Origin of the sequence: Micromonospora sp. WMMC415, from assembly GCF_009707425.1 — a bacterium.
Classification (GTDB): domain Bacteria; phylum Actinomycetota; class Actinomycetes; order Mycobacteriales; family Micromonosporaceae; genus Micromonospora.
Genome location: NZ_CP046104.1, coordinates 3,678,758 through 3,701,437, shown reverse-complemented (window position 1 = coordinate 3,701,437; position 22,680 = coordinate 3,678,758). Strand labels below are relative to the sequence as shown.

The following is a 22,680-nucleotide window of genomic DNA, read 5'->3' as shown; positions in this document are numbered from 1 at the left end:
GCCGCACATTGGGCACGGGGAGGTTTGGTGGGGGCGGCGCCGTCATGGCTCGACTCCAAAAATCTTCACGTACTCTTCGCGGATCGCCTCGTTGAGGCGTTCGACCGACTCCCGGTCACCGATCGACTCGGCGTACCGGATTTCCTGCTGGTAGGCACGGACCTCATTCTCGTAGCGCACGACCGGGTCCTCGAACCAGCCTCTCATCCCGGCCCATCCGGCGGCATGGTCGTCCCGCAGGTGTTGCATCTCATGCAGCAGTGCACCGTACGACGCGTCGGGATCGAGAACGAGATGCCCCGGCCGTCCAGGAGACGGGCTGGGCCCGTACGCCAGAGCGCCCTCACGGAACGAGACCTCGACCCCCGTTTCCTGGGCGTCCCGGATGGCAGCTTCCCACTCCCCAGGGTGGGTTTGCCGGGCTGGACCCCACTTGCGGAGGGGGTCGGCGTCGGCGTGCAGCAGGTGTGTGTCCCTGGACGGCGCGGATGGCGACGTCGCGCCGTGGTGCGTCACGCGCCGCAGCAGGGTCCGGAGATCCGCGACGAGATCCCCGAGGCGCTGCAGGATGGGCGACAGCCGGCGCAGGCTGCCGATCAGAGCATGCAGCAGGCGAGCGATACGGGCGGCCCATTTGCCGGCGAGCGTCGTCACCTGGGTGATGACCCAGGGAGTGGCCAGACCGAGCGTGACGCCGGCCTCCGCGAGCCACTCCCAGAGGCGTACCGCCAGCACGGACACAAACTCCGCGATGAGGTCACGGACCAGTGCCCGGACCATGGCGACCAGAAGCCCGGCGCCCGTGGTGATCTCGGCCAGGGCATGAGTGGCTCTGCCCAGGGCCGCCAGAATGGCGGCGTGCTCGCCGCTGTGCTGTCGGTACGCGGCCGCCGCGGCACCCTTCCAGTCCGCAACCTGCCGGCCGACCGCATCTTCGAACGTTGTCGCGGCGTCGGTGAGGGTGGTGGTGAGATTCCGCCAGGTCTGGGCGTAGGCGGCGATCTGGTCAGGATCGCCGGCAAGCTCATCCAGGGCATCGGACAGGGGCTTGACGTGCTCGATCAGCCACCCGACTCCCCAGGCGACCAGCTGGCCCAGCGGGTCGGTGACGAAGGCGAGAGCGTCCATGGAGACGGCCACCCCGCCGATCGCCACATCGATCCACCCACCGCCGGCGTAGCTCGCCATCAAACTGTCGATGTCCTCGGCGATGAACACTCCACTGAAGGCGGTGGTGGAGTCCTCGCGGGGGGCGATGAGGGGACTACTGACGTCGGTCACGCCCCGGCCCCACGATGGAACAGGCGCGCCACGCCCCGGTCGTCACTGTCGTACCGACCGGCGACGGACCGGAGGTCATCGGCGGTGCCCTGCAGCGCCCCCGTGGCCTCGTTGAGCGCGTCGACAGCGGCCTCTTGCACCGGGTGGAGCAGGCTCGGGATCAGCTGGCACAGGCGGCCGTACGCGTCACGGCCCAGGTGCACGGAGGCTGCCGCCCGGCGGCACTGGTCCACCACGTCGGCTACACCATCCACGGCTCCCGCATGAGTATGCAGCTCCAGGCTGTCCACCTCGAAGCGCTGGTCACCAGCCACCGCGACCTCGAGAAGCTTGCCCATGGTCGTCTCGGTCATCCGGTGGGTCCGGGAAACGGTTGGCGTAGCTGGCCACAACCGCGCGGGCGCTCTCCGAGTTGGCGCCGACCGTCTGCGCGGCGATCTCGGCCACCGCCGCGCCGAGGCGGGCCTGGGCGCGACGCATGGTGGTCAGAATCTCGGCTGCAATCTCATCGGAGGGCCACGTCCGTACCCGGGCACCCAGCCGCAGATCGGTGACGACCCCGGAAGCCGCCACGGTCACCTCGACCGCACCGTCTCCGTTCGTCGCGGAAACGGACAGGTCGGCAACCCTTTGCGACATGGCCTGAGCCTGCGCCGCACGCTCGGAAACCGAGGCCGACCAGGACCTCATCCACTCCTCAGCGGCGTCGGCAGCGCCGGAGAATTCATGTGTCACCGTCGTTCCCCCATGTCCGGTGACACTAGCGACAGATGCAGTCGCACATAACCCGGTGTCATGAGATGGTCACCGTGGCATACCTCACCCGCCCCGCCTACCGAGGCATCTCGTCGCCAGCCTGACGACAGCGCCGGTGACGGCTCCGACAGCCGCGACCGCTGCGGTCGCAGTTGCCGCCCCACCCAGGTACGCGATCACCACAAGTGCGAACACGGCGAACGCGCCGAAATGGAGCGTTCGGCTGACGATCGCATCGGACTCTTCACCCTTGCCGGCCGGTCTCAAACCGCTCATCACCGCTCCCCTGCGCGCTGCGCTGGCCGACTCCAGGACAACACCCGAGGACTGGCTGACGCCCGTGTTGGTGCGTGGGATGAAAGAAGTTTGCGTGACCGGAAATTCACGGCGGACATTCGTGGGTGGATGCTCGGCGGGGGAGGCTGCCATGGGCCAGAGCGGGTGGTTCGACCTACCGGAGGTGAGGCAGGCGGCAGCCGGCGGCGACTACGGCACGCTCCTGCGCGTCGCGCGCACTGCCGCTCGGCTCACGCTCAGCGAAGCAGGTCAGCGGTGCGGATACTCCGCGGCGACGCTGTCCCGAATCGAACGGGGTCGGCAGCGGCTTTCAGACGTCAGCGTGCTGCGCCGACTGGCGACCGTCTTCGACATTCCGCCTGAACTGTTCGGACTGGCGGACATCGACGGCCCCGCATTCAACCATTCCGGACCTCGACTCGATAAGGTGCGCGATGAAGCAGCACGGCGTGAGGCGGGAGTCGATTTGGTGCGACGGCGCGAACTGCTCGGCGGTTTGGCCGGGCTCGTCGGCGCGGCGGTCGCGAGTGGTCCGGAGGCCGTGGCGACGCCGCCGCTCGGTGTGGTGACCAGCCTGGAGGACGTCATCCTCGGCGGCGCCCAACCGCCGACCGGTCCGATCGATTCCGCCCGGATGCGTACCGCGCTCGCCAGCGCTTGGTCCGACTATCGCGCCTGCCGCTACGCCCGGCTGTCGGCGCGGCTGCCGCAGCTGGTGACGATGGCAAACGCATGCCATGCGGCAGCATCCGGGGCGGAGCGGGCGGCGGCGGCCGGGACCCTCGCGCGGGCCTACCACCTAACGACCCAGGTGCTCGTCAAACTGCACGAGGACGGGATGGCCTGGTCGGCGATGGATCGCGCAGCGCGGGCGGCTCGGGAGGCGGATGATCCTCTGCTGCACGCCGAGACGGCGCGCATGTCGGCCGTCGTCCTGCGCCGCACCCGTCACGGGCGGCGGGCCGAGCAGACGCTGATCAGCGCAGCCCAGGTTCTCGACGGGTCGACCGGCCTCATGTCGACGCCGCAGGTCGCCGCGTACGGACGGCTGCTGGCCACCGCGGCCTACACAGCCGCGATGGCGGATCGCCGCGACGCCGCTTGGGATCTGCTCCACGCCGCCCACGAAGCGGGCCGCCGCAGCGGCACGGCCGATGGCTTCGCGGTAGCTGATGTCGCGCTGTACCGGGTGAGTGTCGCCCGGGCGCTCGGCGACTTCGGAGCGGCCGTCCAGTACGCCCGCTCCTTGCCGCCCGAGCACCTGGGTAGCGTCGAGCGCCGCGCGCGTTATTGGGAAGACTACGCACTTGCGCTGTACGGCCGAGGGGCGTACGCGGAGTCGTGCCGAGCATTGCTGGCCGCCGAGAGAACCGCACCGCAGGAGGTGCGGTACCGACCGTGGGCTCAGCAGCTCACCTCGGCGCTGCTCACCGCCGACCGTCGCCGTGCGCTGCCGGGCCTGCGTGACCTTGCAACCCGGGTTGGCGTCTCGTCCTGACCGTTGCCTGGCGGCTACAGCGCTCAGAGGTCGCTTAGGGGAATGCGAGCCCGGCCCGGCGGAGCCGGACTTACAGATGGGCGCCGGAACTGATCGACGGCGCCGCCCCGGACGCCGAGGCTACCTCGCGCCGCCCGGTAGAAGCCGTCCCGTGTCTCATCCGCCTGTCGGACGAGGGCCGCGAGATCGTCAGGGGGGTCCGGCAGGGCCCGCGCCGCCTGCTCGAGATCCCGTACGGCATGACGCCACGCAGATGCTGCTCGCACCGTCGCCTCGTCACCCAGCAGCAGGACCGCCTCCCAGGTCAGCGTGTGCCGCACATCCGCCTCGGCCAACCGGGCCAACCCCTCGTCGCGATCAAGCACCGGCGTGCGGGCACCGGGCCGGTGGGCGCTGAGCATCCCCAACGCCAGCAGGTGGATCTCCTTCACCGCACGTGTGAAATCGGCGTACGCGTCCAACCGCCGCTCGTCCCACCGGACCGTCTGGCTGCGCCGCCATCGGGCCCGTTCCGCCACCGTCGTGGCAATCATCGTGCCGACGGTGCCGACCACCACACCGATCAGCGCCGGCAGCTGCGTCACCACGGTCTCCAGCAGGCTCATCGACACTCCCCTCACCGTGGTTCGGTCACGCCGTCCGCCCGTGACGTCCATTCCAACGAGTCAGGACAGGATGCCTGCGGGTGGCTGCCCTGACCACGCCCACATCTCCAGTACCGTACGGTCCACCAGCACGATCCCCAGCTCGCGGGCCAGCCTTTGGCAGTCGCCGGCGGTGAAGTGACTGTTCGTCACCAGCAGGCAGATCTCCCCGCCGTGGATCGACCGGCAGGTGCCGGCGAAGCGTTGAATCGCTGCGCTGCCGACGCGGTTGCCCAGATGCTGCCGCTTGCACTGCACCACGACCCGCCGACCGTCAGGCGACTTCGCGAGGATGTCCGCGCCTCGGTCGCCGGAGCCGCCGCAGACCCGGACATCGTGGAAGCCGGAGGCGGCCAGAATCCGGGCGAACCACTGCTCGAACTGCGGGCCGGTCATGCCGTCGGTCAGCGCCACCAGTCGATCGCGCTGGGCCTGCTCAGCTCTGCGCCGACTGCTCATCCGTGCGGCCACGGCGAGGCTGGCGATCAGCACGGCAACCAGGAAGACACCCAGGAGCGTGGACACAACCGGGTGCCGCTGGATCCAGTCCACCACGACCCCGATGATCCCGACGGCGGCGATCGCGGCGATGAACCAGACACCGCCTGCACCCGACCCGCTGGCCGGGCGGCGGCGCGCAACTCGCCGCACGTTCGATCGGCGTCGCCGGTGGTGCGATCTGACCCGCGCTCCGCTTCTTCTCTTGTGGGCCTTGACGTACGGCATGCGGCACCTCCGAGGTCGAGGGAGCCTCAGCGTGCCGGGCAGGTCCGACAGGAGTCACAGGCCTACGTCGATACTGTCGGATTTCCGTCAGCTACGACGGTTCCTCAGACGGGCGCCGCCGAATCTGCTGCCCTCATTGACGGAATCTTGACGCTGTGACCGCTCGCGTAAACCACCCGGAAGCCGAGGTGATTGGCCAGTGGCGCCCAGCGAGCCGACGAGGCGAGCTGCTCGACACTGTTGACCTTGCCGCTGTTCACGAGCCGATCGAGGATCACCGTCTCGAAGGCTGCGGACTCAATCCAGTCGACCTGCTTCGTGAAGCCGCACATCATCGACGCCCCTGTCTCGTACAGGAAGTCGGTGAGGTAGGTGTCGGATCCGCGCAGCACCGAGCACCCGCCGATGTAGATGCGCTTGCCCTGCCACCGGCCCGACATCCAGCCCGCGACTTCGTCGATGCTGGTGAAGTGCGAGTTGGACAGCCACATCTGACTGGGCGCCCCGTGCAGTGCGAAGAAGCCCACCTCGTACGAGGAGTACCGCTGGGACGACCACTGTTCGAGGAAGTACTTCAGCTGTTCGGGAGTGACGGCGCTCTTGTGAATGTGCTTGAGGCTTCCAAGGCGCTCCAGCATGTCCAACGTCGGCAGCACCGAGCGGCGCTTCGTCAGGTCGCGGTCCCACTCGCCCTCCACACAGAAGACGCCCTTGAGCTTCGGCACGCGAAACCTCCCCGCCAGCAGTGGGAATGCAACACTACGAAGCGATGGCGGCGGCAAACCATCCCAAGAATGGTCCGAAGTGGCCAGCCGCCCGTCGGTTGTTCATTGCCGCACCGGCGACTCCGCGCGTAGGCGCTCCGCCCACGTCCCCTCGTCCTCGCCACTCAGCAACAGCTACCGGACACGCGGCGCCCCGTCGACCTCCGCCAAGCACCGCCGGGGCGCGGCGTCCGGTCAGGCAGCGACCGCCGGGAACACCACAAGCGATCCGTCACTGCTCCGTTCGATCTCAATCGCAACGTCAGGCCGGTGGTTCCCCACGTTGAGGCCGTCACCCAAGGCGCGAAGGCGATATGCGGCTTTGAGCAGGTCGTCGACCTCGCCCTGCGTGAACATGATGCTTCGGAAGCCACCGGGACGCTTCAACTCGAGAGTCGACAGTCGAAGCAGGACCGAGTTCAGGCCCGCTTCCAGCTCTTCGACGCGACGCTCGTCGTCCTGCAAGGTTCCGATAAAGCTCTTGAACGGATTGTTCGTCTCCACCAGTTGAGCGTGTTCAACTGCTTGAAGGACGAGCACTCGGCGTTTGAGTGCAATGGCGAGCCGGGCAAACTCCAGGTGCGCGCGGAATGCGCCGCCTTCCTCGTCGATACCGGAGAAGGTTTTCGTCAATGCACCGAGCTCAACCGGACCGTCGGGCAGCGCAGCTAGCCCATCCTGCCACTTTTGAAGCCGACGCTTGGTTCGTTCGATCGCCGTGTTGATCGCGTACGACGAGGAATCCAACCCTAACGACAGACCGATTCTGCCCTGGTCGAGGAGGACCGACGTCGCCTTGTCGATCGCGTCACGACAACCGTCCAACTCACTGCGTTCGTTCTCGAGTTTGTCTTCGTGCAACTGCTCCAGGAGGTCGGTGATCCGCTCGATCGCCTTCTGGCGTTGGTGATCAGCGTAGGCGCTGACGCCGACCGCGACGGCCATCAGCACAAGTGGCGCGGCCACTGTCAACGCTCCGGCGCTGGCCGCGGCCACCCCAGCTGTGGTGGCCGAGCCGGTTGCCGCACCTGCAACAGCGGCCTGGCCTGCAACGGGCACAAACCTGGCTTGGGCTGCGATGCCGGTGGAGTTGACCAGCGCGCTGTGAATACCTCCTGCAGATGCCTTCATAGGCTGGACAAGTCCCCTACCGACCTGTGCGGCGACCTTAGCCGGTACCACCATTCGATAGAGCACGTCACCGGTAGCGGCGACGTTCAGCGCCGGAGGCGCTGACCTCGCCGTCTGAGCCACGAGGTGCGACAACTGCTGAGCGAGCGGACTGGCTGCATGAAGCGGAATCCCGCCGTTCCGCTCGAGCCTGCTTGATATCGGATGCGCTTCGAGCGTGGCGATGGGGGAATCCGCAAGTGTTGCCAGGACTGTTCTCAGTTCTGCGAGTCGGGCCGGTGTCATGCCCTCATCGCTTAGCACGTTCGGCACGCTCACGGCCTCCGTAGCGAGTGGCCATACCGGCACGGGGGCGTTGTTGTCAGTGGTCACGCCTTATCCCTCCCCAAACTGACGTCCGCGCCGGCGGTGGCACCGACACCGGCGTCGGGCTGGCGGCCTTTCGTCAGCGCAGCCGTCCAATCCGAAGTGCCCTGACCCTGCAGCAAGATGACACGGTTGTCACCGCAGATGACCGGCCAGGCCCGGTCCGTGCACCGCGATACGACCAGAACGGGCACCACGACGATTCCGCGCGCCGCGAGGCGGTGGCGGTATTCGAGGACCTGACCGAGGCCCAGCCGAAGTTGCTCGACCTCGTTGACCTCGAGCACGCTCTTCACCTCGGCGATGAACTGCCGCCCGTCGGCGTCCCGCCAGGCCAGATCCACCGGTACGCCGTGCAATCCGGCACCAACCCGTACACCGTCGGCGGTGAGGTGATCGATCAGCGCGCGGCACAGCCGATCGTGCTCACTTACTCCGGCCCGGTAGGCGTCCGCGTCGAAGGACCGCTGCGCCGGCAGTTCGGGCGGCACTGCCGACCCCGCGTACTCCCGGTCGAAGCCGCGCTCCCCGCCGGTCTCGGTGGCCGCCGCACCGGCGAGCAGGGTCTCGGCGGCCTGCCATGCTCGACCGGCGACCTCGGGCCGGTACCGGCTCTCGAACGGGAATGGGCCGGCCGCCACCCAGGCGTTGAGCATCCGGGCGGCGGCCATGACCGGCGGCTGGCGGAGTAACCACAGCGCCGTGTCGATGTCCGGGCAGGTGAGGAGCAGCTTCTCCTCGGCGAGTGTCTTCGTCCGGTCGTTCCGCATGTCGATGCCGCGCCGTCCCCACTCGTCGAGGTCCGCCGCGCCGGCGTCCATCGCAAGCCCGATCGGCGCGGCTGCCACCCGCAGCCAGACCTCCTCGCCGGACTCGTACACCCCGAGGGTCTCCAGCACTCCGACAGTCAGCCGCAGCAGCGGACCGTGGCCGTCGGTCACCCGCGACAGCAGCCAGTGCCCGCCGGCAGTCAGTGCCGCCTCGGGCACCGTCATTCGGGCCACCCACCCGGCCAGGGCCCACGCCGCGCGCTGCGGCTCATCCAGCCCGTCGGCCCAGTCACCGTCGAGGGCAGCCGGCGGCGGGTCGAGCGGCGCCGGCTCCGAGTCGGCGAACACCCACGCTGCGATGTCGGCCGGCTGGGTGAGCTGCCACAGCCGGGACCGACGGGCCGCCAGCATCTCGGTCAACTCCTCGACGTCGTCCGCCGACCACAAGCCGGTCGGCACTGACTCGGTCGTCATGCCTTGGCCTTTCGGCCGCGGGTGGCCTTCGGGGGCCGCCAGGACGTCAGTGCTTCGTCCGTCAGATGTAGACGGTTGGTGGTTTCGGCGAGGAAGCCGACGTAGATGTCCGCTGGCGAGGCACCCCACTCCAGGTCGAACTCGCCGTGCCACTGGCGTACCCAGGGCAGGATCTCCCGCAGCCCCGCGACCAGCGGCACCAGCCGGTCGGCGGCCCAGCCGTCCTCCTGCTCGCGGGCCACGATCAGCGTCGCCAGGGCCTGCGCCTGCTCGCGGTGGTCCCAGCCGGCCCAGCCGATCAGCAGCGACGGGTCACCGTCGCGGCTGGCACCCGGGTACGACACGAACCGCTCCTTGGGCACGTCCAGCTTGCCTCGGTGCTTCCAGTAGCTGCCCTTGAGGAAGTCCGCCGAGGTGTACTTCGGCGGCACCGGGATCTGCTTGCGGAACTCCCGCTTCGTCGCCTCGTCGGGCAGCGCGTCCTCCTGCCGCTGCAGGTCCCACACGTGCTCCCAGTCGGCCCGCTTACTCAGGCCGGAGTCCTTGTAGCGCAGCGCGGCCAGGTGCGGCACGTGCTCGTCGGCGACCAGGTCGGCGATCACCTTGCCCAGATCCTGACCTGGCGCGTAGATGCCGGCGACGGTGAGCACGTCGGCGTCGCGGCGCAGCTCGTCGGCGAGCTGGGCGGTGGTCAGCGGGCGCGGCTGTTCGAGGCCGTCGACGTGGTGGTACCACAGCTCCCGCGCCTCGCACCGGTCCAGCAGCCAGTCCCGCAGCGCCTTACGCTGCATTTCATCCCAGCCGTCGGTGGCCCACCGCCGCTTGCACTCCGGCCGTTCGATCAGCCCGATGTTGCGGTTGCCCTCGATGACCGCGATCCGCCGCTCCACCACCGCCCGGTACTCGTCCGACCAGTGCGCCGGCAGCTCCGTGATCGGCGTCGACCCGTGCCGCGCGAACCACTGCGTCTCTGCCTCACCGGCCGCCATCTTGCGGGCGAGCACGATCTCGAACGCCCGCTCCCCCAGCGTCAACTCCGGCACCGACCCGGCCGGTGCGGTCAGCTCCTCGTCCAGCAGCCCATAGAGCGAGTAGACCTGCCAGTCCAACTCCTCCTGCAGCGCAATCATCCGCGAACGCACCGAATGCCACTCCCGCTCCGCGACGTAGAGCCGCTCGCGGGTGGGCACGCCAGAGGCCGCGACCGCCGCCGGGGTCACCGTGGCGAGCCGCTGCGCCAGGCCGTCAATCTCCCGGCTCAGTTCAAGGGGGTACGCCGAAGGAAGCGGAAACTCCTGCAGCTTGGTGCCCGTGAACTCGTAGAAGTCCTCCCATGGAATCGTGGTCTGCCGGGCTCCCCGCGAGTCCACAGTGCTGCCCTTGTTATGGCTGACCTGCTTCAGCCAGAAGCAGGCGGTCGAACTGTTCAGCAAGCCGAGCAGGCGCAAGTAGTCGTCTTCGGAAGACCCGTCCAACACCTTAATGACCGGCGCCGACTGCTTGAACACCCTTTCCTCACGATCGAGAGCAAAATTGTTGCCCGTTGAAACGACTGGAAAACTTATCGACAGGCCACCGAATCGACGTGCGAAGAACATTGAGTAGGCCGTCCACGGAAGTCCACGCTCGATCTGAGTCTCGCCAAATACCATCCTCCGGGCTAGCAGTACTCGCGCCGGCCACAGGTACTTCTCGATCGTGTGATGGACGACCGGCTCTTTATTTATTACGTCGTAAGGCCAGAGCGCCACATCCTCGCCTGGGAACATCCAATCTCGGATACTCTCGCCCCCGAGCAGGGCCTTGTGAAAGCGATCCGGTATGGCGGATCTACGCAGAGGACCAGCGCCCACGCCGAATGCCTCGTGCTCTCGAGGCACGGCACTCGTTCCGATCTCAACAAGATCGCCAAGCCGAGGCCCTGGAGCGGAGTCGAGCAGCAACTTGACCTCACTCGCCCCACCCCCACTCAAACTCCAGGGATGCCGAGAAAGGCGCTCACGAGGGATGTCAGCAACCTCGATCCAATCACTCAGTGATCCTGGAGCATCAATCTGGCCAACAATGGCACTCCAGACAACACCCTTGCTCGGATCATTCGGCGTGCCCGGTTCACCTCGAATTCCCAGAGCAACCCTTACCGCCTCCGTCTGAGACCCTCCCCGCGGTCGTCCAACGAGAATTACCGTCGGAGTCCCATGACCGGGCAAATATGCGCCTGAAGTATCAATAACGTGGCTGAGGCTTATCTCCCGCCCAAGGAATTGCTCGATCAACCGCTTGCCGAAATTTTGCCGCATAAAGGAGTTTGCAGTGATCTGCCCGACGTAACCATGCGCCCCGATACTCGATCGCTTAGCTAACTGGAAGAAACGCTGAGCGAAAGGAACCGAAAGTGTATAGGCCCCCGCGCATGCACTGTAGTTGGCGCGGTAGATTTCACTAAGCCTGCTATCCGCTACCGCGATGTAGGGAGGGTTCCCCACCACAGCGTGATAGCGACCGTCCTGAAGGATGCTTGGGTGTTCATCAACGTCTTCAGTGACATAGTGGAAGTTTGCCGGATCGCTAGAAGTCTCCTCAAAAAGAGCAAGTTGGCGGTGCCGAATAAGCGCGTCACCGATAGCCAAATGCATAGGGAAGGAATAGCCGGCCGAGTCGGCGAGGGTCTTCACGCCGCTGGCACGAAGCGCGGCCACCAGGAGGCGGAAGCGGGCAATGGCTACGGCGAAGGGGTTGATGTCGACGCCGTGGACGGCGTCGAGGGCGAGGCGTACCCGCTCGTGGGGGTCGCGGTTGGGGGCGTGTTGCTCCCACTCCTTGAGGAGGCGGTGGAAGGCACCGAGGACGAAGTGGCCCGAGCCGCAGGTCGGGTCGATCATCTTGACCACGTCGTGGCCGAACTCTTCGATCGCCGGGGTGAGCGTCAGGTCGAGGATGAACTCCTCGACGAACTCCGGCGTCTGGAGCAGGGCGTAGGTCTTCTTGGCGTACTCGGAGAGGTCCTGGTAGAGGTCGCCGAGGAAACGGGTGTCCCACAGCTCGTCGCGGAACCTGTGCACCAGGTCGCCCTGCTCGGTGCGCCGGCGCCAGAAGGCAATCAGCTCCTTGGCCGCGTCGTGCGACAGCGGAATCTGGTAGAGCGGGTTGTGCCGCCCGTCGAACAATGACTTGCCGGCCTGGGTGCTGGCGATGGCGTCGAAGCCCTGGTGCAGCCAGTCGCGGAGGGTCTGGTCGGGGTGATCGCGGAAGAACTGCGCCTCTGCCTCCTCGGCGAGGACCAGACGGTCCCCCGGGCCGGCCAGGTAGGGGTCCAGCAACAGGCCGTTGTCCTCGCAGAAGCGTACGAAGACGGTGCCGAGCACCCAGGCAACGGCGACCTGGGTGACCCGCTCGTCCCGCCAGGCCGCCCAGGTGGCGGCGGTACGCCCGACCTTGAAGGCGTGGTCGTACTCGCCACGCAGCTTGAGGCGCACCTCCTCGACCGATTCGGCCTGCTCCTGCAGGTCCCGTTCCAGGTTCTTGACCTGCTTCTGCAGGTCGGACAAGAGCAGCTTCCGGTCGATCACGCGACGACTCTAGTCGTCCCGCCAACGGGACGGTGTTACCCGAGTGGGTAAAAGCGGCAGGTTGCGGTTACAGCAGGCGGTACTTCCGGGCATACGCGGGGAACTCGGCACCCGAGCAGGGCAACCTGGCGCCCGTAGCCCTGAGGGCGTCGATGAGGTTCCCGGCGGCCGTCTCGGTCTGCTTGCCGGCACGACAGGCTCCAGCCAGGAGCCAGATCGTCCCATGCACGCGCGCGCCGTGGGTGCGGGCGACCTTCGTGGCGTCCCGGTCGTCGGTGATGGCGATGCCACCCCGCAGCTCGGCGGCAGCCAGTACCGATGCCTCCCCCAGGTCACGCTCCTCCGCGCCAAGAAGCTGGGTCCATTTGGCGAAGCAGCGGATCTCGGCGAGCGTGTCCAGGTGGGCTCGACTCAACCAGTCGACCTCGCAGACAGCAGATAGTTCAGGACGTGCGGTCGCCCCCGCGCGCAGTTCCTCGATGACCACCTGCGTCGTCCAGCAGTCCGCGCCAATCAGAAGATCCTGAAGGATGTCCAGCCGGTCGGCGAGGGTGAAGTGGCTGAGCACCATGGTGTCGAGCACCAGGAGCGGTGTCGGCGAAACCGACAGGCTCATGGCTCAATCTCCACGTCGTCGTCGACCGGCAGGTCCGCGTCGGTGACCTGACCATGCATCAACTCCAGTGCGCGGGCGCGGGTGATGCGGCTGGCACGCCAGGCTTCCATCACCGCCTGCGCGTACGTCGGCGGCACCCGCACCGACTCAAGGTCGGGCTGCGGAGCCCACCCCACCGCCTCCATGAATTCCGCTCGCGTGGGTCGTGGTTCACTCCAGGATCGCCGAGTAGACCCATCGATGACGCCGGCCCGCTCAGCCTGGCGCAATGCCAACAACCAGGACGTCCGGTACCGCGCGGCGAACTCAACAAGCCGATCACGGGTCATCGAACCGGCACCGCACCCGGCGACAACCGCCTGCACGGGCAACAAGAGTTCGGCCGCGAAAGCATCGATCGCCGCTTCCCGTTCGGCTCGGGAACTGCTGACGCCAAGGTCGCTCGAATACTCGTCGCCGATGATGAGGTGGCCCAACTCGTGGGCGGCGGTTGCCCTACGACGGCCGGGATCTCCCATGGTGCTGACCACGGCGACCGCGATGTCCCCGTCGACTAGCGAGGCCCCATCGCCGGGCAAGTCGGTAACCAGCACCCACTGGCCGGCCCATTCGCAGACATCCATCATGCTGCCGATCGGCCCGTCGCCGAGTCCGGCCTGCTTCCGCACCCAAGCCGCCGCACGCCTGGCATCGCCCTCGGATGCGACCGGTTGGGGGTATCGGAGGATGGGACGGGGACGCAGCACTCCAAGGCCGATGAGCTGCTGCACGTTCCGCAGCCACTCGACCAGGGCGATTTCCAGACGCTCGGACGACCGAGCCGCCGCGGTGTCCGTCTCCTCCGTCAGCGGCGCGGCTCGCCGGGAGAGCACGGCCGGCCGGGGCTCGATCAGATACTCCATGGACACCCGCAGCGCGCGCGCCAGCCGGGCGAGTTCCAGACCGTCCAGACGCCGGTTGCCGGCTTCGATCTTGGCCAGCATGGTGCGTTCGAGACCCACCGCGCTGGCGAGATCCTGCTGCGAGATGCCCACCGACAGACGAGCCTGTCGTACCTGCTCACCGACAAGCTGCCAGTTCAGGTCTTCCGCCATGGTGCGATAATCGCACACCCAGGGCCGCTCGTGTGCGCACACGCAATCAAGGTTCGCGCATCCAGGTCTTCGGATCGGTGGCGAAGATGCCCTTGCCCTGATGCCGTCGGATGACCCGCAGCGCTTCCAGCCGCACGTAGACCATCTGGATAGTCGACGAGCTGACCTCGAATCGGTCAGCCATGTCGGCAATCGAGGGCAGCTTCTCCCCCGGCTTGACTCTCCCGCTCCGCACGTCGCTAACGATCTCGTCAGAGATCCGGATGTAGTCCGGTGTCTGTGGCATGGCACTCCTCGCGTGGCACGCCAATTTGATCACGACACGCACTCGCCAGACAACCGAGCGTTGCGCAGGGTCTACTTAGGCATATATGGTTGATCGCGAGCCGCTCCTCGCGTGGCAACGAGTTCGGCTCATCCCCCTGGTCGGGGCGGGTGCGCGTGCCCGTCCCGACCCACCGGACTGCTCCGCTGTCGTACCGCTGAATCGAGCTGCGGCGGCGGAGCGGGCGGGTCGTCCGCGGCCGGCGTGCGGACGGCCCGCCCTTCCACACCTACCGACCGAGCCTTCGCTCCCGGCCGCACCGGAAAGGATCGACGTGGCCCAGGTGTACCGAGGTGGCCACCTCTACGGGACCGGCCACCCGGCCCGGCTGACCCCGCACGAGGCGCGGACCCGCGCGTTCGCGCCGCGCCGGCGCGGCGTCGACCCCGATGAGGTACGCCAGTTCCAGGCGCTGGTCGCCGACGAGCTGGCCGACCTGCACGGGCAGGTCCGCCTACTCACCGAGGAGAACGACCGGCTCAAGCGGGCGCTGCGCGACTGGCAGACCATGCACGCCCGCGAGTGCCGGCCGCCGAACTCCGGCCACTGGTGACCGCGCGCCCCTCCCCCGGCGATTTGCTGATCGTCGACGGCCGCGCCTCGGTGCAGTTCGCCGGGGACCGCGCGCTTACCTTCCGGGTCGTGTCGGTGTCCGACCAGCCGACGTACCACGGCTGGATCTGGCTGACCGGCTACGTCCTCAACCGCCGCGGCGAGGCGATCACCAAACGCGAGATCTACGTCCAACTCGCCGGCCTCCGCCCCGCGATGGAACCAGCCCCGCCGCGCCAGCTCACCCGGCGCGGTGGAACTGGTGGGCCGCGCGCAGCGTCGGCACGACCGTCCCGTGCACGTACGGCGCGGACGTTAGCCGCCCCCAGTGGTCGGTGAGTCGCATCGCGGACGGGTGGGTGAAGCCGGCGACCAGGGTGTCCACGCCCGCGATCCGGGCCCGTTCGAGATGCGACCCGAGTCGCTGCCGGTTGGTCATGACGGTGGTGAGGGTCCGGTGGACCTCGACGCCCTGCACGATGCACAGCGTCGGCTGGAAGATCCGGATGGTCGCCGTCAGGTGGGGCAGGCAGTTGCGGCTCATGGTCGGGTTCCCGAGCGACTTCGTGCTGCCGGCGACCGTGGCCGAACAGAGGCGGAGGTTCGCCATGGCGTAGGCGTCGAAGAGGTGCACGGACCGGAACCGGCCAGCCAGCCGGACCAGTTCGCCCTCCCGGTCGGGGCCCGGCTCCCCGCCTACGGCGAGCCGCAGCGCGGTGGCGACGCCCCTCATGTGCGGGTTGCGGGCCGGGAAGGCGAGGTCGGCGGAGGCCAGCACCTCGGCCCGCCGCTCGTCGAGGTCCACGTTCTCGCGCGCGCGGCCGGTCTCCATGGCGATGATCAGGATGCGCAGCGCCCGGCCGTCGAGGCGCAGGTCGTAGTGGTGGCCGACGTGGGAGAGCTGACCGGCGGCGAAGGCGGCGTCCGGCCGAGGTGCGCCGGCCCGGTCGCGGAGGGCACTGCGCCGGCAGCGGTCCAGACTGCGGCAGACGCAGGCACCGGACTCGGCGAGGACGTTCGCCGTCAGGTAGCGGCGCAACTCATCGATCCGGCGGGCGGTGGCGGCCGGATCACTGGCGAGGCGGGAGCGCGTGTCTCCGGGCATCAGGCTGGGGCGTGGACAGCAGCCGTGTCAAGGCAGTTGACCGGCACCGCCAGCCAACGGAACCGGCCGTTGCGGCCCGGGAGGTCCGCATAGTCCCGCCAACTCAGCAGGTAGTCGCCGGTAAGGTCGCGCTGGTTCGGCAGGAAGTGCCGGCCGTCGGTTCCCCAGCGGAGGGTGCCGGTGAGCCGCCGGCCGTCGTGGATCCGGAACTCCTGGTCCCGGGTCGGCCGGTCGCCCGGCGGCGGGTTCCACAGCCCCCGGTCGTTCGTCAGGAGGATCGCGAGGCCGTTCGCCGGCACCGGCCCGGAGGGGCAGAAGCGCTCCAGCCTCGCGATGTCGAAGACAAAGTTGCGCCGGGCCAGGTCGGTGGCGGCATGGCCCCGGAGGCGGAACTCCTCGCCGGTGCCCGGGTCGACGCCGTCCCAGCGGGCGGTGAAGTACTTGAATTCGATCGCTGTCCGGCCATGCGGACCACGGCAGAGCAGGTCCAGGTACTCGGCTTCTTCCTGCCGCACCTCCAGCCGGACGGATATGGTCCCGTCGAGACGGTGGACCGCCCAGGCGAAGGCGTGCTGAAAGTCAGCCTCGGAGTGGAACACCATCCGCTCGGCCCGCAGCTCGTCCATCACCGCATTGACCGGCACCGCTCCTGCGATTCGCACCCGTGTTGCTCCCGTCCAGCGTTCGTTCCACGAAAGGATCGGATCGCCATGGTGACCGACCCGGTTGCGTCGACGGAAGCCACCGATCAGGCACGCGACTCACTCCGAAAGAACGGGGGCGTTCTTGATGTCATCGAGCCCACCGCCGACAGAAAGGTTCGGACCGTGTCACGAACGATCCTCGAGATCGACGACGACCTGCTCGCGGTGGCGGCGAAGATCCTCGGTACCACCACGAAAAGGCGACTGTCTACGCCGCTCTCGAGGCCATGGTCAGCCGGGAGAAGCGACGCGAGTTCGCCGCCTGGCTCAAGGCGGGCGGCCTTTCCGACCTAACCCGCGGAGCGGGCCCGGCCAAGCCGGACGCGGCGTGCACATCTCAGCCGCTCATGCTGCGTCGGCGGGCAAGAATGGCCAGCGTTTCCCGGCGTACCTCGTCGGGCTCATGTACCAGGCGACGGTGCGCGAAGCGGACCACGAGGATGTCGAGGGTCGCCAGCAGCGCGTCCCGATGCAGGTCGATCTCCCGCTCACGTAGGTTGCCGTGGGTAGTGGCGCCGTCGAGTTCGATGTTGACCCGTTCTCGCTCGGCGAGAAGGTCGAGGTACATTGTGCGCCGCCCGACGCGTACCCGCGCCTGGCGGCGAAACACGGGCATCCCCGGGCCGGTGAAGACCTGCTCGTGCCCCCAGATCTCCAGCGGACTGCGGCAGCCCTCGGCGAGCCGGGTGAGCAGGGTCCGGAGGACTGCTCGACCGGCAAGCTTCGGCACGCTCTGTAACGCCAGCACCAGCCGGTCGGGAGTCGTCATCCGGTCGTTGACCGCCCGGATGACCGGCGCTCGCCGCTCGTCGGTCGGAAGCAGGGGCCACGAGTCGACGAGGGCCTGCTCGAGACGGGCAACCGTGAGTCCCCGCCGCGCCACCACCTGCGGCGGCTCGAGATCGAAACCGCGACGCCGATGCACGACGACCCCCGGCCGGCTGCGCAGGCCCGCCGCGGCTGGTGCGCTCAGATGCAGCGGTTGCCCGGGAACCTGCCGACGTAATCCCCACACGTCAAGGGCGCTGAGGTGGCTGAGCGCACCGCGCCCCGCAGCCCAGGCGGACACCGCCCGATGGCCCACGCCGGGGTCGACGCGGCTGATGGCTGGAATGCCGCGTCGTCGGCCGTCCAGCAGGTGTGCCGCCACGAACACCCCGGGCAGTACGCGCACCAGGTCGCCGTTGCCGCACGCCCGCTGCAGCGTCCACTCCGGCACCACCTGCTCAGCGGCCACACGCGTCACCAGCCCGCCGCCACGTTCCACCAACTTCCGAAGCACCGGATTCACGCCGTCGACCGTGTCGCCCCGCCCCGCCGCCCCGCAACCACACCCCGCCCTGGCCTGTGGACACCCGCCCTGCTGTGGACAGCCCCCACCCACCGTCGCCATCTGCTATGGCGAGCCCTGATCGCTGACGGCTGGGCTGCCTGTTTCTCGGCGTGTCGAGTCGCCACGGCGTCAACGATCATGGGTGCCGAGATGGAGCCGAGGCACGCAGGGGCGGGATGGAGGGCTGTCAGGCGGGGAGCGCGCTGCGGTGGGCGTTGACGACCCAGGCGTCCGGTAGGGCAATCCACTCGTTGTCGCCCACCCGCACCACCGCACCGTCCAGCTTGGGCAGCAGCGCCGGATCCTCCATCGGGCAGAGCAACCACACGTCCCCCGCCCCACCACGCGCCGCGTCGGCCAGCTCGTACAGCCGCTCCATCGCCCGGTACCGCGCCAGCACCGCCGCATCGTGCAGCAGCACCGGCCCGCCACCGGGCGACAGCGAGGCCCGCAGTGCCGGCACGGCCAGCTCCCACGCCTGCTCGACGTACTCTCCCAGCTTGATCGCGGCCCGCGAGCCCGGCTCGGCGATGTCCGCGCCGAGTACCGTCTCCCAGGTCGGCTTCGGCCGCGCGTCGACCAGGGCGTGCAGCTCGCGCAGAAACACGGACGCGACGTTGACCGGCCGGGCGTCGAAGCGCCGGACGAGCTCCTCCCGGGCGTACGGGTACCGCGAAAGCCGTACCGTCAACGCCCGGAACCCGCCCGCGGACCTCGCGCCGGTCAGCCGCTCCTCCGCGCGCATCGCCGCGGCCAGCTCGGGCGACTCGGCGGTCCACCGGCTCGGCGCGGTGGTCGCCGACGGGCGGCGCTGCAGGATCGACATCGACGACGAGCCGGCTCGGGGCGGCGGCGGGACGTACCGGTCGCGGCCCCAGCGCAGGTCGAAGCCGGCGTCGGCGAGCAGCCGGTCCAGCTTCGGGTGCGGCGGCAGCGGCGCCAGCTCGGGGAAGCGCGCGGCGACCCGCTGGGCGATCTGCTCCGGGGCCAGGCCACGTCGCCCCTCGGGGGTGCTCGCCGGGGGTACCACGCCGGCCTGCGCCAGTCGCAGCGCCCGCACCGGGTCGAGGTCGCGCGGGTACAGCTCCAGCCGCGCGGTGGCGGCGGCCCGCTCCGAGGCGACGGCGGCCAGCAGCACCCGGCGCCGTTCGTCGATCGCGTCGGCCGCGCCGCCGGGCGCGATGACGGTCGCGAGGGTACGCAGCACCGTCGCCGGGCTGGGCAGCACCTCGCTGCCGGCGAGTTTGTCGGCGGCCTTGCCGAGCGCGTCCGCGTAGTCGAGCAGCGCCGGCGCGGCCGGGGTGTCGGGCGCGTCGTCCTCGCCGGCCTCCAGCGCGACGAGCAGCCGGTCGCCGCGTGGGTGCGGCTTGCCGTCGATGTCGGCGCGGGCGTGCCGGCGCAGCAGCAGGCGCGGTTCCTCGGCGAGCGCGTCGACCTCGACGGCGGACCGTACCGCGGCGACGGCCACCGCCATCCGCAGCTCGTCCCCGGTGCGCACCGAGCCGCGGCTGGTGAGTAGCGCCGTGGCCAGTTCGGCGACGCCCATCACCCGGCCGCCGTCGCGCAACAGCTCGATGATCTGGGTACGCACACTGCCCACCACCGGGAGGCCGTGCCAGCGCTTGCGCTGCTTGCCGAGGATCTGGGCGATCCGGCCGGGAGTCACCCCGACGGCGGCGGCCACCTGCGGCTGCTGCGGCCAGAGCTGCAGCGGCGGCAGGGCGCCGGATTCGTCGGGCAGGCTCAGCAGCAGACGGGTTGCCTCGACCTCGGCGGCGTTGCGGCCGTTCTTCGCCGGCACGAGGAGGGTGGCGATCGCGTCGAGGCCGACGCGTACCAGATCCGCCTGGCCCGTGTCGGCGGCGGTCTCCGTGGCGGCCTCGGCGGTGGCCTCCTTGCGGGCGGCGGCCGAGGTGGGGATGGTCTCCCGCTCCCCCAGCCGGGTGCGCCACTCCTTGACCCGGCGTTGCAGCTCCTGCCGGGTGCGGGCGCCGAGGCCGGGCAGGTGGGCCAACTTGTTGGCGACCGCGAGGAGCTCGCCGACGGTGGTGGCCTCCAGGCGGTGCGCGGCGGAGACGGCACGCAGGGTGAGGCCGGCGGCCTCCAGGACGGTGGCGCGGGTCGACTTTCCGGCGGCATCGTCGCGGGCCGCTTCGGCGGCCTTCTCGTCCGGCTCGTCGTCGGCGATCTCGGGATGGTCGCTGCCGACCGGGGCGCTGGCGTCGGAGCGGCGGAAGACCTGCTGCCAGGCGTCGCGCATGTCCTTGAGGGACGCGAAGCGCCGGCGGTGATCGCGGTGCAGGGCGAGGTCGAAGAACTCCACCAGCCCGTCGCGGATGGCCGGGTCGAACGCCTCCACGGCCAGCACCGGCGGACCCTCGGTGAGTTGCGGCTCGGTGCCGCCGTCCCCCCACACCGGCAGTTCACCGGAGGCCATCTCGTGCAGGGTGACCGCGAGGGCGTACCACTCGGCGTGCTTGTCGTAGTTGGGCCGGTTGGCGCTGCCGAGGAACGGGTCGAGGTAGCGCTGGGTGCCGGCGCTGATCTCCTTGACCGACACGCCGGCGAGCGAGAAGTCGAAGAGCACGAGTTGCCGGGTGCGGTTCGGGCGGACCCGGATGGCGATGTTGTCCGGCTTGACGTCGCGGTGGTAGACGCCCTCGCCTTCGAGGTAGTCCAGGGCGCCGAAGAGGTAGTCGCTGTACGTCTCCAGCTCGTCGACCGTCAGGCGGCCGTCATCGCGCAGCTTGCGGGCGAGCGTCAGCTCGCCGGCGTGCTCCAGCACGACGACGGTGCGGTTGCCGATCTGCAGCGGCTCGGGGCGGGCCAGCCGGATCACCCGGGAGTCGGTGAGCGGGGCCAGCACGCGGGCCTCGTGGGCGAGGCGAGCGCCCTTCTCGTCGGACAGGCCGACCTTGAGCACCTCGTCCTTGCCGGTGCGCTCGTTGTGGGCCAGGAACGCTCGGCAGGTCGACCCGGTGCCGAGTCGACGCTTGACGATCCACTCGCCCACCCGGTCACCGCCGCGCGCCTCCAGCGGGTCGACCTCCGGTTCGGGCTCCTGCGGGTGCACCGACGCCGGGGGCGGCGCGGTGAGTTCGTTCTCGACCTCCTCGAGCATCTCGACGAAGTCGGCGACGGTGGTGAGGCGCTGCGCCGGGATCGGCGCGCTGGCCGCCTGGATCAACTCGTCGGCGAACTCGGAGACCCCGTCGGCGACGACGGAGGCCCGCAGGCCGTTGTCCCGAGCGATGCGGGTGAGCAGTTCCTGTCGCTTCGCCGCCGGTGGCTGGCCGGTGAGGATCAGGTACGCCAGCGCGCCCAGCCCGAAGACATCCATCGCGACCGGGTCCGGCCGGGGCGCGGTCAGCTCCGGAGCGAGGTACGCCTCGGCGGAACGCTCGATGTGCGAGGCCGCGTGCGTGGAGAGGGTGAGCGGGTCGCCGCTGCTCCCCCCGGCGGTGTCGGCGGCGCGGGTGGCCGCCTGCCAGTCGCTGATCTGCAGCTGCGGGGTGAGCCACGCCTCGTCCTCCGTGCCGCCTTTTCGCTTCCGGCCAGGAGTGACGAGGACGCTGCGGGCGGAGAGGGCACGGTGGTACAGCCGCCGGCGGTGGGCGTACGCGACGGCCTCCGACAGTTGCCGGATCATCGCCAGCCGGCTGAGGGCGTCCAGGCGGTCGCCGTACTGGGCGACGTAGTGGTCCAGCCGGACCGACCGCGGGTCGTGGCGGAAAATCAGGGCCGGTCCCGCCTCGTGCGACTCCATCGAATCGACCCGGACGATGCCGGGGTGGTTGATGTTGTGCAGCGCCACCATCTCGCGCTTGGCGGCACGCTCGATGCTGGCCCGTTCGGCCTGCACGGCGTTCCGCTCGACCAGGTAGATCCGGATCCGGCGGTGCTCCCGCTCCAGCTCACGGTGCCGGGCGTGGTGGTCCTGCCAGGTGGGGCCGAGGTCGAACGGACGGCTGTCGAGCTCCCAGGACCCGACCTGGTAGTGCTTGCGGCTACGGGCGATGCCGACGGCGTGCAGCAGGTTGGGTAGCGCAGCCGACTGCTCCTTGGTGACCCGGTACTTCTCGTCCTGCGGAGGCCGCTGCAGCAGCGAGCCGATGCTCGGCAGCACACCGGGCTGGTGGCCGGGTGCCGGCTCCGGGCCGTACACGGCGTGCAGGTGGTGCTCGGCGAGCTCGACCTTCAGGCCGGGTTTCGACAGGAAGACCGCCGCCTGCACGAACGGGATCTTGATCGGCGGGCCCTTGCGCTGGCCGGCAGCCACCTGCAGCAGCGACCGCAGCTTCTTCGCCTTCAGGTCGGCCAGATGTAGCGGGTTGTCGAAGACCCGCGTGCTTCCATGGTTGGTGAGGAACCAGTTGGAGCCGCTGGAGGTCAGCCGCCCGTTGAGGCTCTTGATCTCGATGAGGTAGAGCCCGCCGGGCGCGGCGACGAGCAGGTCGACCTCGTACGGGTGGCCCGACTGGGCGGTGAAGGTGAAGTTCGACCAGGCGCGGTAGGGCTCGGTGTCGGGGAGCAGCGCCTGGACGTGCGCCAGCGCCTCCCGCTCGTGCGTGAACTGCGACGGCGTGATCGTCGTCCACCGGCCCTCCTGCATGCAGGAGATCCTAAGGTCCCGAGCCTGGTCGCTGGCGACCCGGCACACCCCGGGCAGCGGGCC

The 22,680-nt window shown here is 69.2% G+C and carries 19 protein-coding genes; 3 read left to right on the top strand and 16 right to left on the bottom strand.

Going from position 1 to position 22,680, the window contains the following annotated elements; translation table 11 throughout:
• Nucleotides 1–42 precede the first annotated feature (42 nt).
• From GKC29_RS17420 to GKC29_RS17410, 3 genes are read right to left on the bottom strand one after another with little or no spacing between them, the layout of a single operon-like run.
• Nucleotides 43–1,281: a WXG100 family type VII secretion target gene (locus GKC29_RS17420; RefSeq protein ID WP_155331841.1), complete on the bottom strand. Its 1,239-nt coding sequence runs from the start codon at nucleotides 1,279–1,281 to the stop codon at nucleotides 43–45.
• On the bottom strand, nucleotides 1,278–1,619 hold the full coding sequence (locus GKC29_RS17415; protein ID WP_196255639.1) for a type VII secretion target: 342 nt from the start codon (nucleotides 1,617–1,619) through the stop codon (nucleotides 1,278–1,280). The genes GKC29_RS17420 and GKC29_RS17415 overlap by 4 nt, the downstream gene beginning before the upstream one ends.
• Nucleotides 1,585–2,016 (bottom strand): YbaB/EbfC family nucleoid-associated protein, encoded by a 432-nt coding sequence (locus tag GKC29_RS17410; RefSeq protein ID WP_155331839.1) that lies wholly within the window; start codon nucleotides 2,014–2,016, stop codon nucleotides 1,585–1,587. The genes GKC29_RS17415 and GKC29_RS17410 overlap by 35 nt, the downstream gene beginning before the upstream one ends.
• Nucleotides 2,017–2,464: 448 nt before the next feature.
• On the opposite strand from GKC29_RS17410, the gene GKC29_RS17405 reads away from it, so the two are divergent.
• Nucleotides 2,465–3,832, top strand: a complete 1,368-nt coding sequence (locus GKC29_RS17405; protein ID WP_196255638.1) for a helix-turn-helix domain-containing protein — start codon at nucleotides 2,465–2,467, stop codon at nucleotides 3,830–3,832.
• A 23-nt stretch (nucleotides 3,833–3,855) separates the two neighbouring features.
• On the opposite strand, the gene GKC29_RS17400 is transcribed toward GKC29_RS17405, so the two are convergent.
• The 9 genes from GKC29_RS17400 to GKC29_RS17360 all read right to left on the bottom strand — a co-directional run bounded on the left by GKC29_RS17400 (nucleotide 3,856) and on the right by GKC29_RS17360 (nucleotide 14,272).
• Nucleotides 3,856–4,437, bottom strand: coding sequence for a hypothetical protein (locus tag GKC29_RS17400; RefSeq protein ID WP_230688668.1), 582 nt, complete (start codon nucleotides 4,435–4,437; stop codon nucleotides 3,856–3,858).
• Nucleotides 4,438–4,497: 60 nt separating this feature from the next.
• Entirely contained in the window at nucleotides 4,498–5,202 is a 705-nt protein-coding gene (locus GKC29_RS17395) for a restriction endonuclease (RefSeq protein WP_155331837.1), read from the bottom strand.
• Nucleotides 5,203–5,306: 104 nt separating this feature from the next.
• A complete protein-coding gene (locus GKC29_RS17390) occupies nucleotides 5,307–5,927 on the bottom strand; it encodes a hypothetical protein (RefSeq protein ID WP_155331836.1) in 621 nt (206 codons plus the stop codon).
• A 234-nt stretch (nucleotides 5,928–6,161) separates the two neighbouring features.
• Complete coding sequence (locus GKC29_RS17385) at nucleotides 6,162–7,469, bottom strand: hypothetical protein (RefSeq protein ID WP_155331835.1); 1,308 nt, start codon at nucleotides 7,467–7,469, stop codon at nucleotides 6,162–6,164.
• A complete protein-coding gene (locus tag GKC29_RS17380; RefSeq protein ID WP_155331834.1) occupies nucleotides 7,466–8,707 on the bottom strand; it encodes a hypothetical protein in 1,242 nt (413 codons plus the stop codon). Before GKC29_RS17380 ends, GKC29_RS17385 begins: the two co-directional genes overlap by 4 nt.
• A complete protein-coding gene (gene pglX / locus GKC29_RS17375) occupies nucleotides 8,704–12,276 on the bottom strand; it encodes a BREX-2 system adenine-specific DNA-methyltransferase PglX (RefSeq protein ID WP_155331833.1) in 3,573 nt (1,190 codons plus the stop codon). The genes GKC29_RS17380 and pglX overlap by 4 nt, the downstream gene beginning before the upstream one ends.
• A gap of 67 nt (nucleotides 12,277–12,343) precedes the next feature.
• Nucleotides 12,344–12,892 (bottom strand): PIN domain-containing protein, encoded by a 549-nt coding sequence (locus GKC29_RS17370; RefSeq protein ID WP_155331832.1) that lies wholly within the window; start codon nucleotides 12,890–12,892, stop codon nucleotides 12,344–12,346.
• Nucleotides 12,889–13,986 (bottom strand): helix-turn-helix domain-containing protein, encoded by a 1,098-nt coding sequence (locus GKC29_RS17365; RefSeq protein WP_155331831.1) that lies wholly within the window; start codon nucleotides 13,984–13,986, stop codon nucleotides 12,889–12,891. Before GKC29_RS17365 ends, GKC29_RS17370 begins: the two co-directional genes overlap by 4 nt.
• Before the next feature lie 46 nt (nucleotides 13,987–14,032).
• The gene (locus GKC29_RS17360; protein ID WP_155331830.1) at nucleotides 14,033–14,272 is read right to left on the bottom strand and encodes a winged helix-turn-helix domain-containing protein; all 240 of its coding nucleotides are present in this window, start codon (nucleotides 14,270–14,272) and stop codon (nucleotides 14,033–14,035) included.
• A gap of 313 nt (nucleotides 14,273–14,585) precedes the next feature.
• Between GKC29_RS17360 and GKC29_RS17355 the strand changes: the two genes are divergently transcribed.
• Complete coding sequence (locus tag GKC29_RS17355; protein ID WP_230688667.1) at nucleotides 14,586–14,864, top strand: DivIVA domain-containing protein; 279 nt, start codon at nucleotides 14,586–14,588, stop codon at nucleotides 14,862–14,864.
• A gap of 240 nt (nucleotides 14,865–15,104) precedes the next feature.
• On the opposite strand, the gene GKC29_RS17350 is transcribed toward GKC29_RS17355, so the two are convergent.
• Entirely contained in the window at nucleotides 15,105–15,968 is an 864-nt protein-coding gene (locus GKC29_RS17350) for a hypothetical protein (protein ID WP_155331829.1), read from the bottom strand.
• Nucleotides 15,968–16,630 (bottom strand): hypothetical protein, encoded by a 663-nt coding sequence (locus GKC29_RS17345; RefSeq protein ID WP_230688666.1) that lies wholly within the window; start codon nucleotides 16,628–16,630, stop codon nucleotides 15,968–15,970. The genes GKC29_RS17350 and GKC29_RS17345 overlap by 1 nt, the downstream gene beginning before the upstream one ends.
• Before the next feature lie 48 nt (nucleotides 16,631–16,678).
• On the opposite strand from GKC29_RS17345, the gene GKC29_RS30015 reads away from it, so the two are divergent.
• Complete coding sequence (locus GKC29_RS30015) at nucleotides 16,679–16,966, top strand: type II toxin-antitoxin system VapB family antitoxin (protein ID WP_230688665.1); 288 nt, start codon at nucleotides 16,679–16,681, stop codon at nucleotides 16,964–16,966.
• Between the two features lie 43 nt (nucleotides 16,967–17,009).
• On the opposite strand, the gene GKC29_RS17335 is transcribed toward GKC29_RS30015, so the two are convergent.
• Both GKC29_RS17335 and pglW read right to left on the bottom strand, forming a co-directional pair.
• Complete coding sequence (locus GKC29_RS17335) at nucleotides 17,010–17,963, bottom strand: DUF559 domain-containing protein (RefSeq protein WP_155331828.1); 954 nt, start codon at nucleotides 17,961–17,963, stop codon at nucleotides 17,010–17,012.
• A 229-nt stretch (nucleotides 17,964–18,192) separates the two neighbouring features.
• Nucleotides 18,193–22,617: a BREX system serine/threonine kinase PglW gene (gene pglW / locus GKC29_RS17330; protein WP_155331827.1), complete on the bottom strand. Its 4,425-nt coding sequence runs from the start codon at nucleotides 22,615–22,617 to the stop codon at nucleotides 18,193–18,195.
• Nucleotides 22,618–22,680: the final 63 nt, after the last annotated feature.

Bases quoted from the DNA above. Each gene is read 5' to 3' on its own strand.
- GKC29_RS17395 (WP_155331837.1), bottom strand. From the start codon at position 5,202: ATGCCGTACGTCAAGGCCCACAAGAGAAGAAGCGGAGCGCGGGTCAGA.
- GKC29_RS17360 (WP_155331830.1), bottom strand. From the start codon at position 14,272: ATGCCACAGACACCGGACTACATCCGGATCTCTGACGAGATCGTTAGC.
- GKC29_RS30015 (WP_230688665.1), top strand. From the start codon at position 16,679: ATGGTGACCGACCCGGTTGCGTCGACGGAAGCCACCGATCAGGCACGC.
- GKC29_RS17365 (WP_155331831.1), bottom strand. From the start codon at position 13,986: ATGGCGGAAGACCTGAACTGGCAGCTTGTCGGTGAGCAGGTACGACAG.
- pglW (WP_155331827.1), bottom strand. From the start codon at position 22,617: ATGCAGGAGGGCCGGTGGACGACGATCACGCCGTCGCAGTTCACGCAC.
- GKC29_RS17400 (WP_230688668.1), bottom strand. From the start codon at position 4,437: ATGAGCCTGCTGGAGACCGTGGTGACGCAGCTGCCGGCGCTGATCGGT.
- GKC29_RS17350 (WP_155331829.1), bottom strand. From the start codon at position 15,968: ATGCCCGGAGACACGCGCTCCCGCCTCGCCAGTGATCCGGCCGCCACC.
- GKC29_RS17380 (WP_155331834.1), bottom strand. From the start codon at position 8,707: ATGACGACCGAGTCAGTGCCGACCGGCTTGTGGTCGGCGGACGACGTC.
- GKC29_RS17370 (WP_155331832.1), bottom strand. From the start codon at position 12,892: ATGAGCCTGTCGGTTTCGCCGACACCGCTCCTGGTGCTCGACACCATG.
- GKC29_RS17415 (WP_196255639.1), bottom strand. From the start codon at position 1,619: ATGGGCAAGCTTCTCGAGGTCGCGGTGGCTGGTGACCAGCGCTTCGAG.
- GKC29_RS17405 (WP_196255638.1), top strand. From the start codon at position 2,465: ATGGGCCAGAGCGGGTGGTTCGACCTACCGGAGGTGAGGCAGGCGGCA.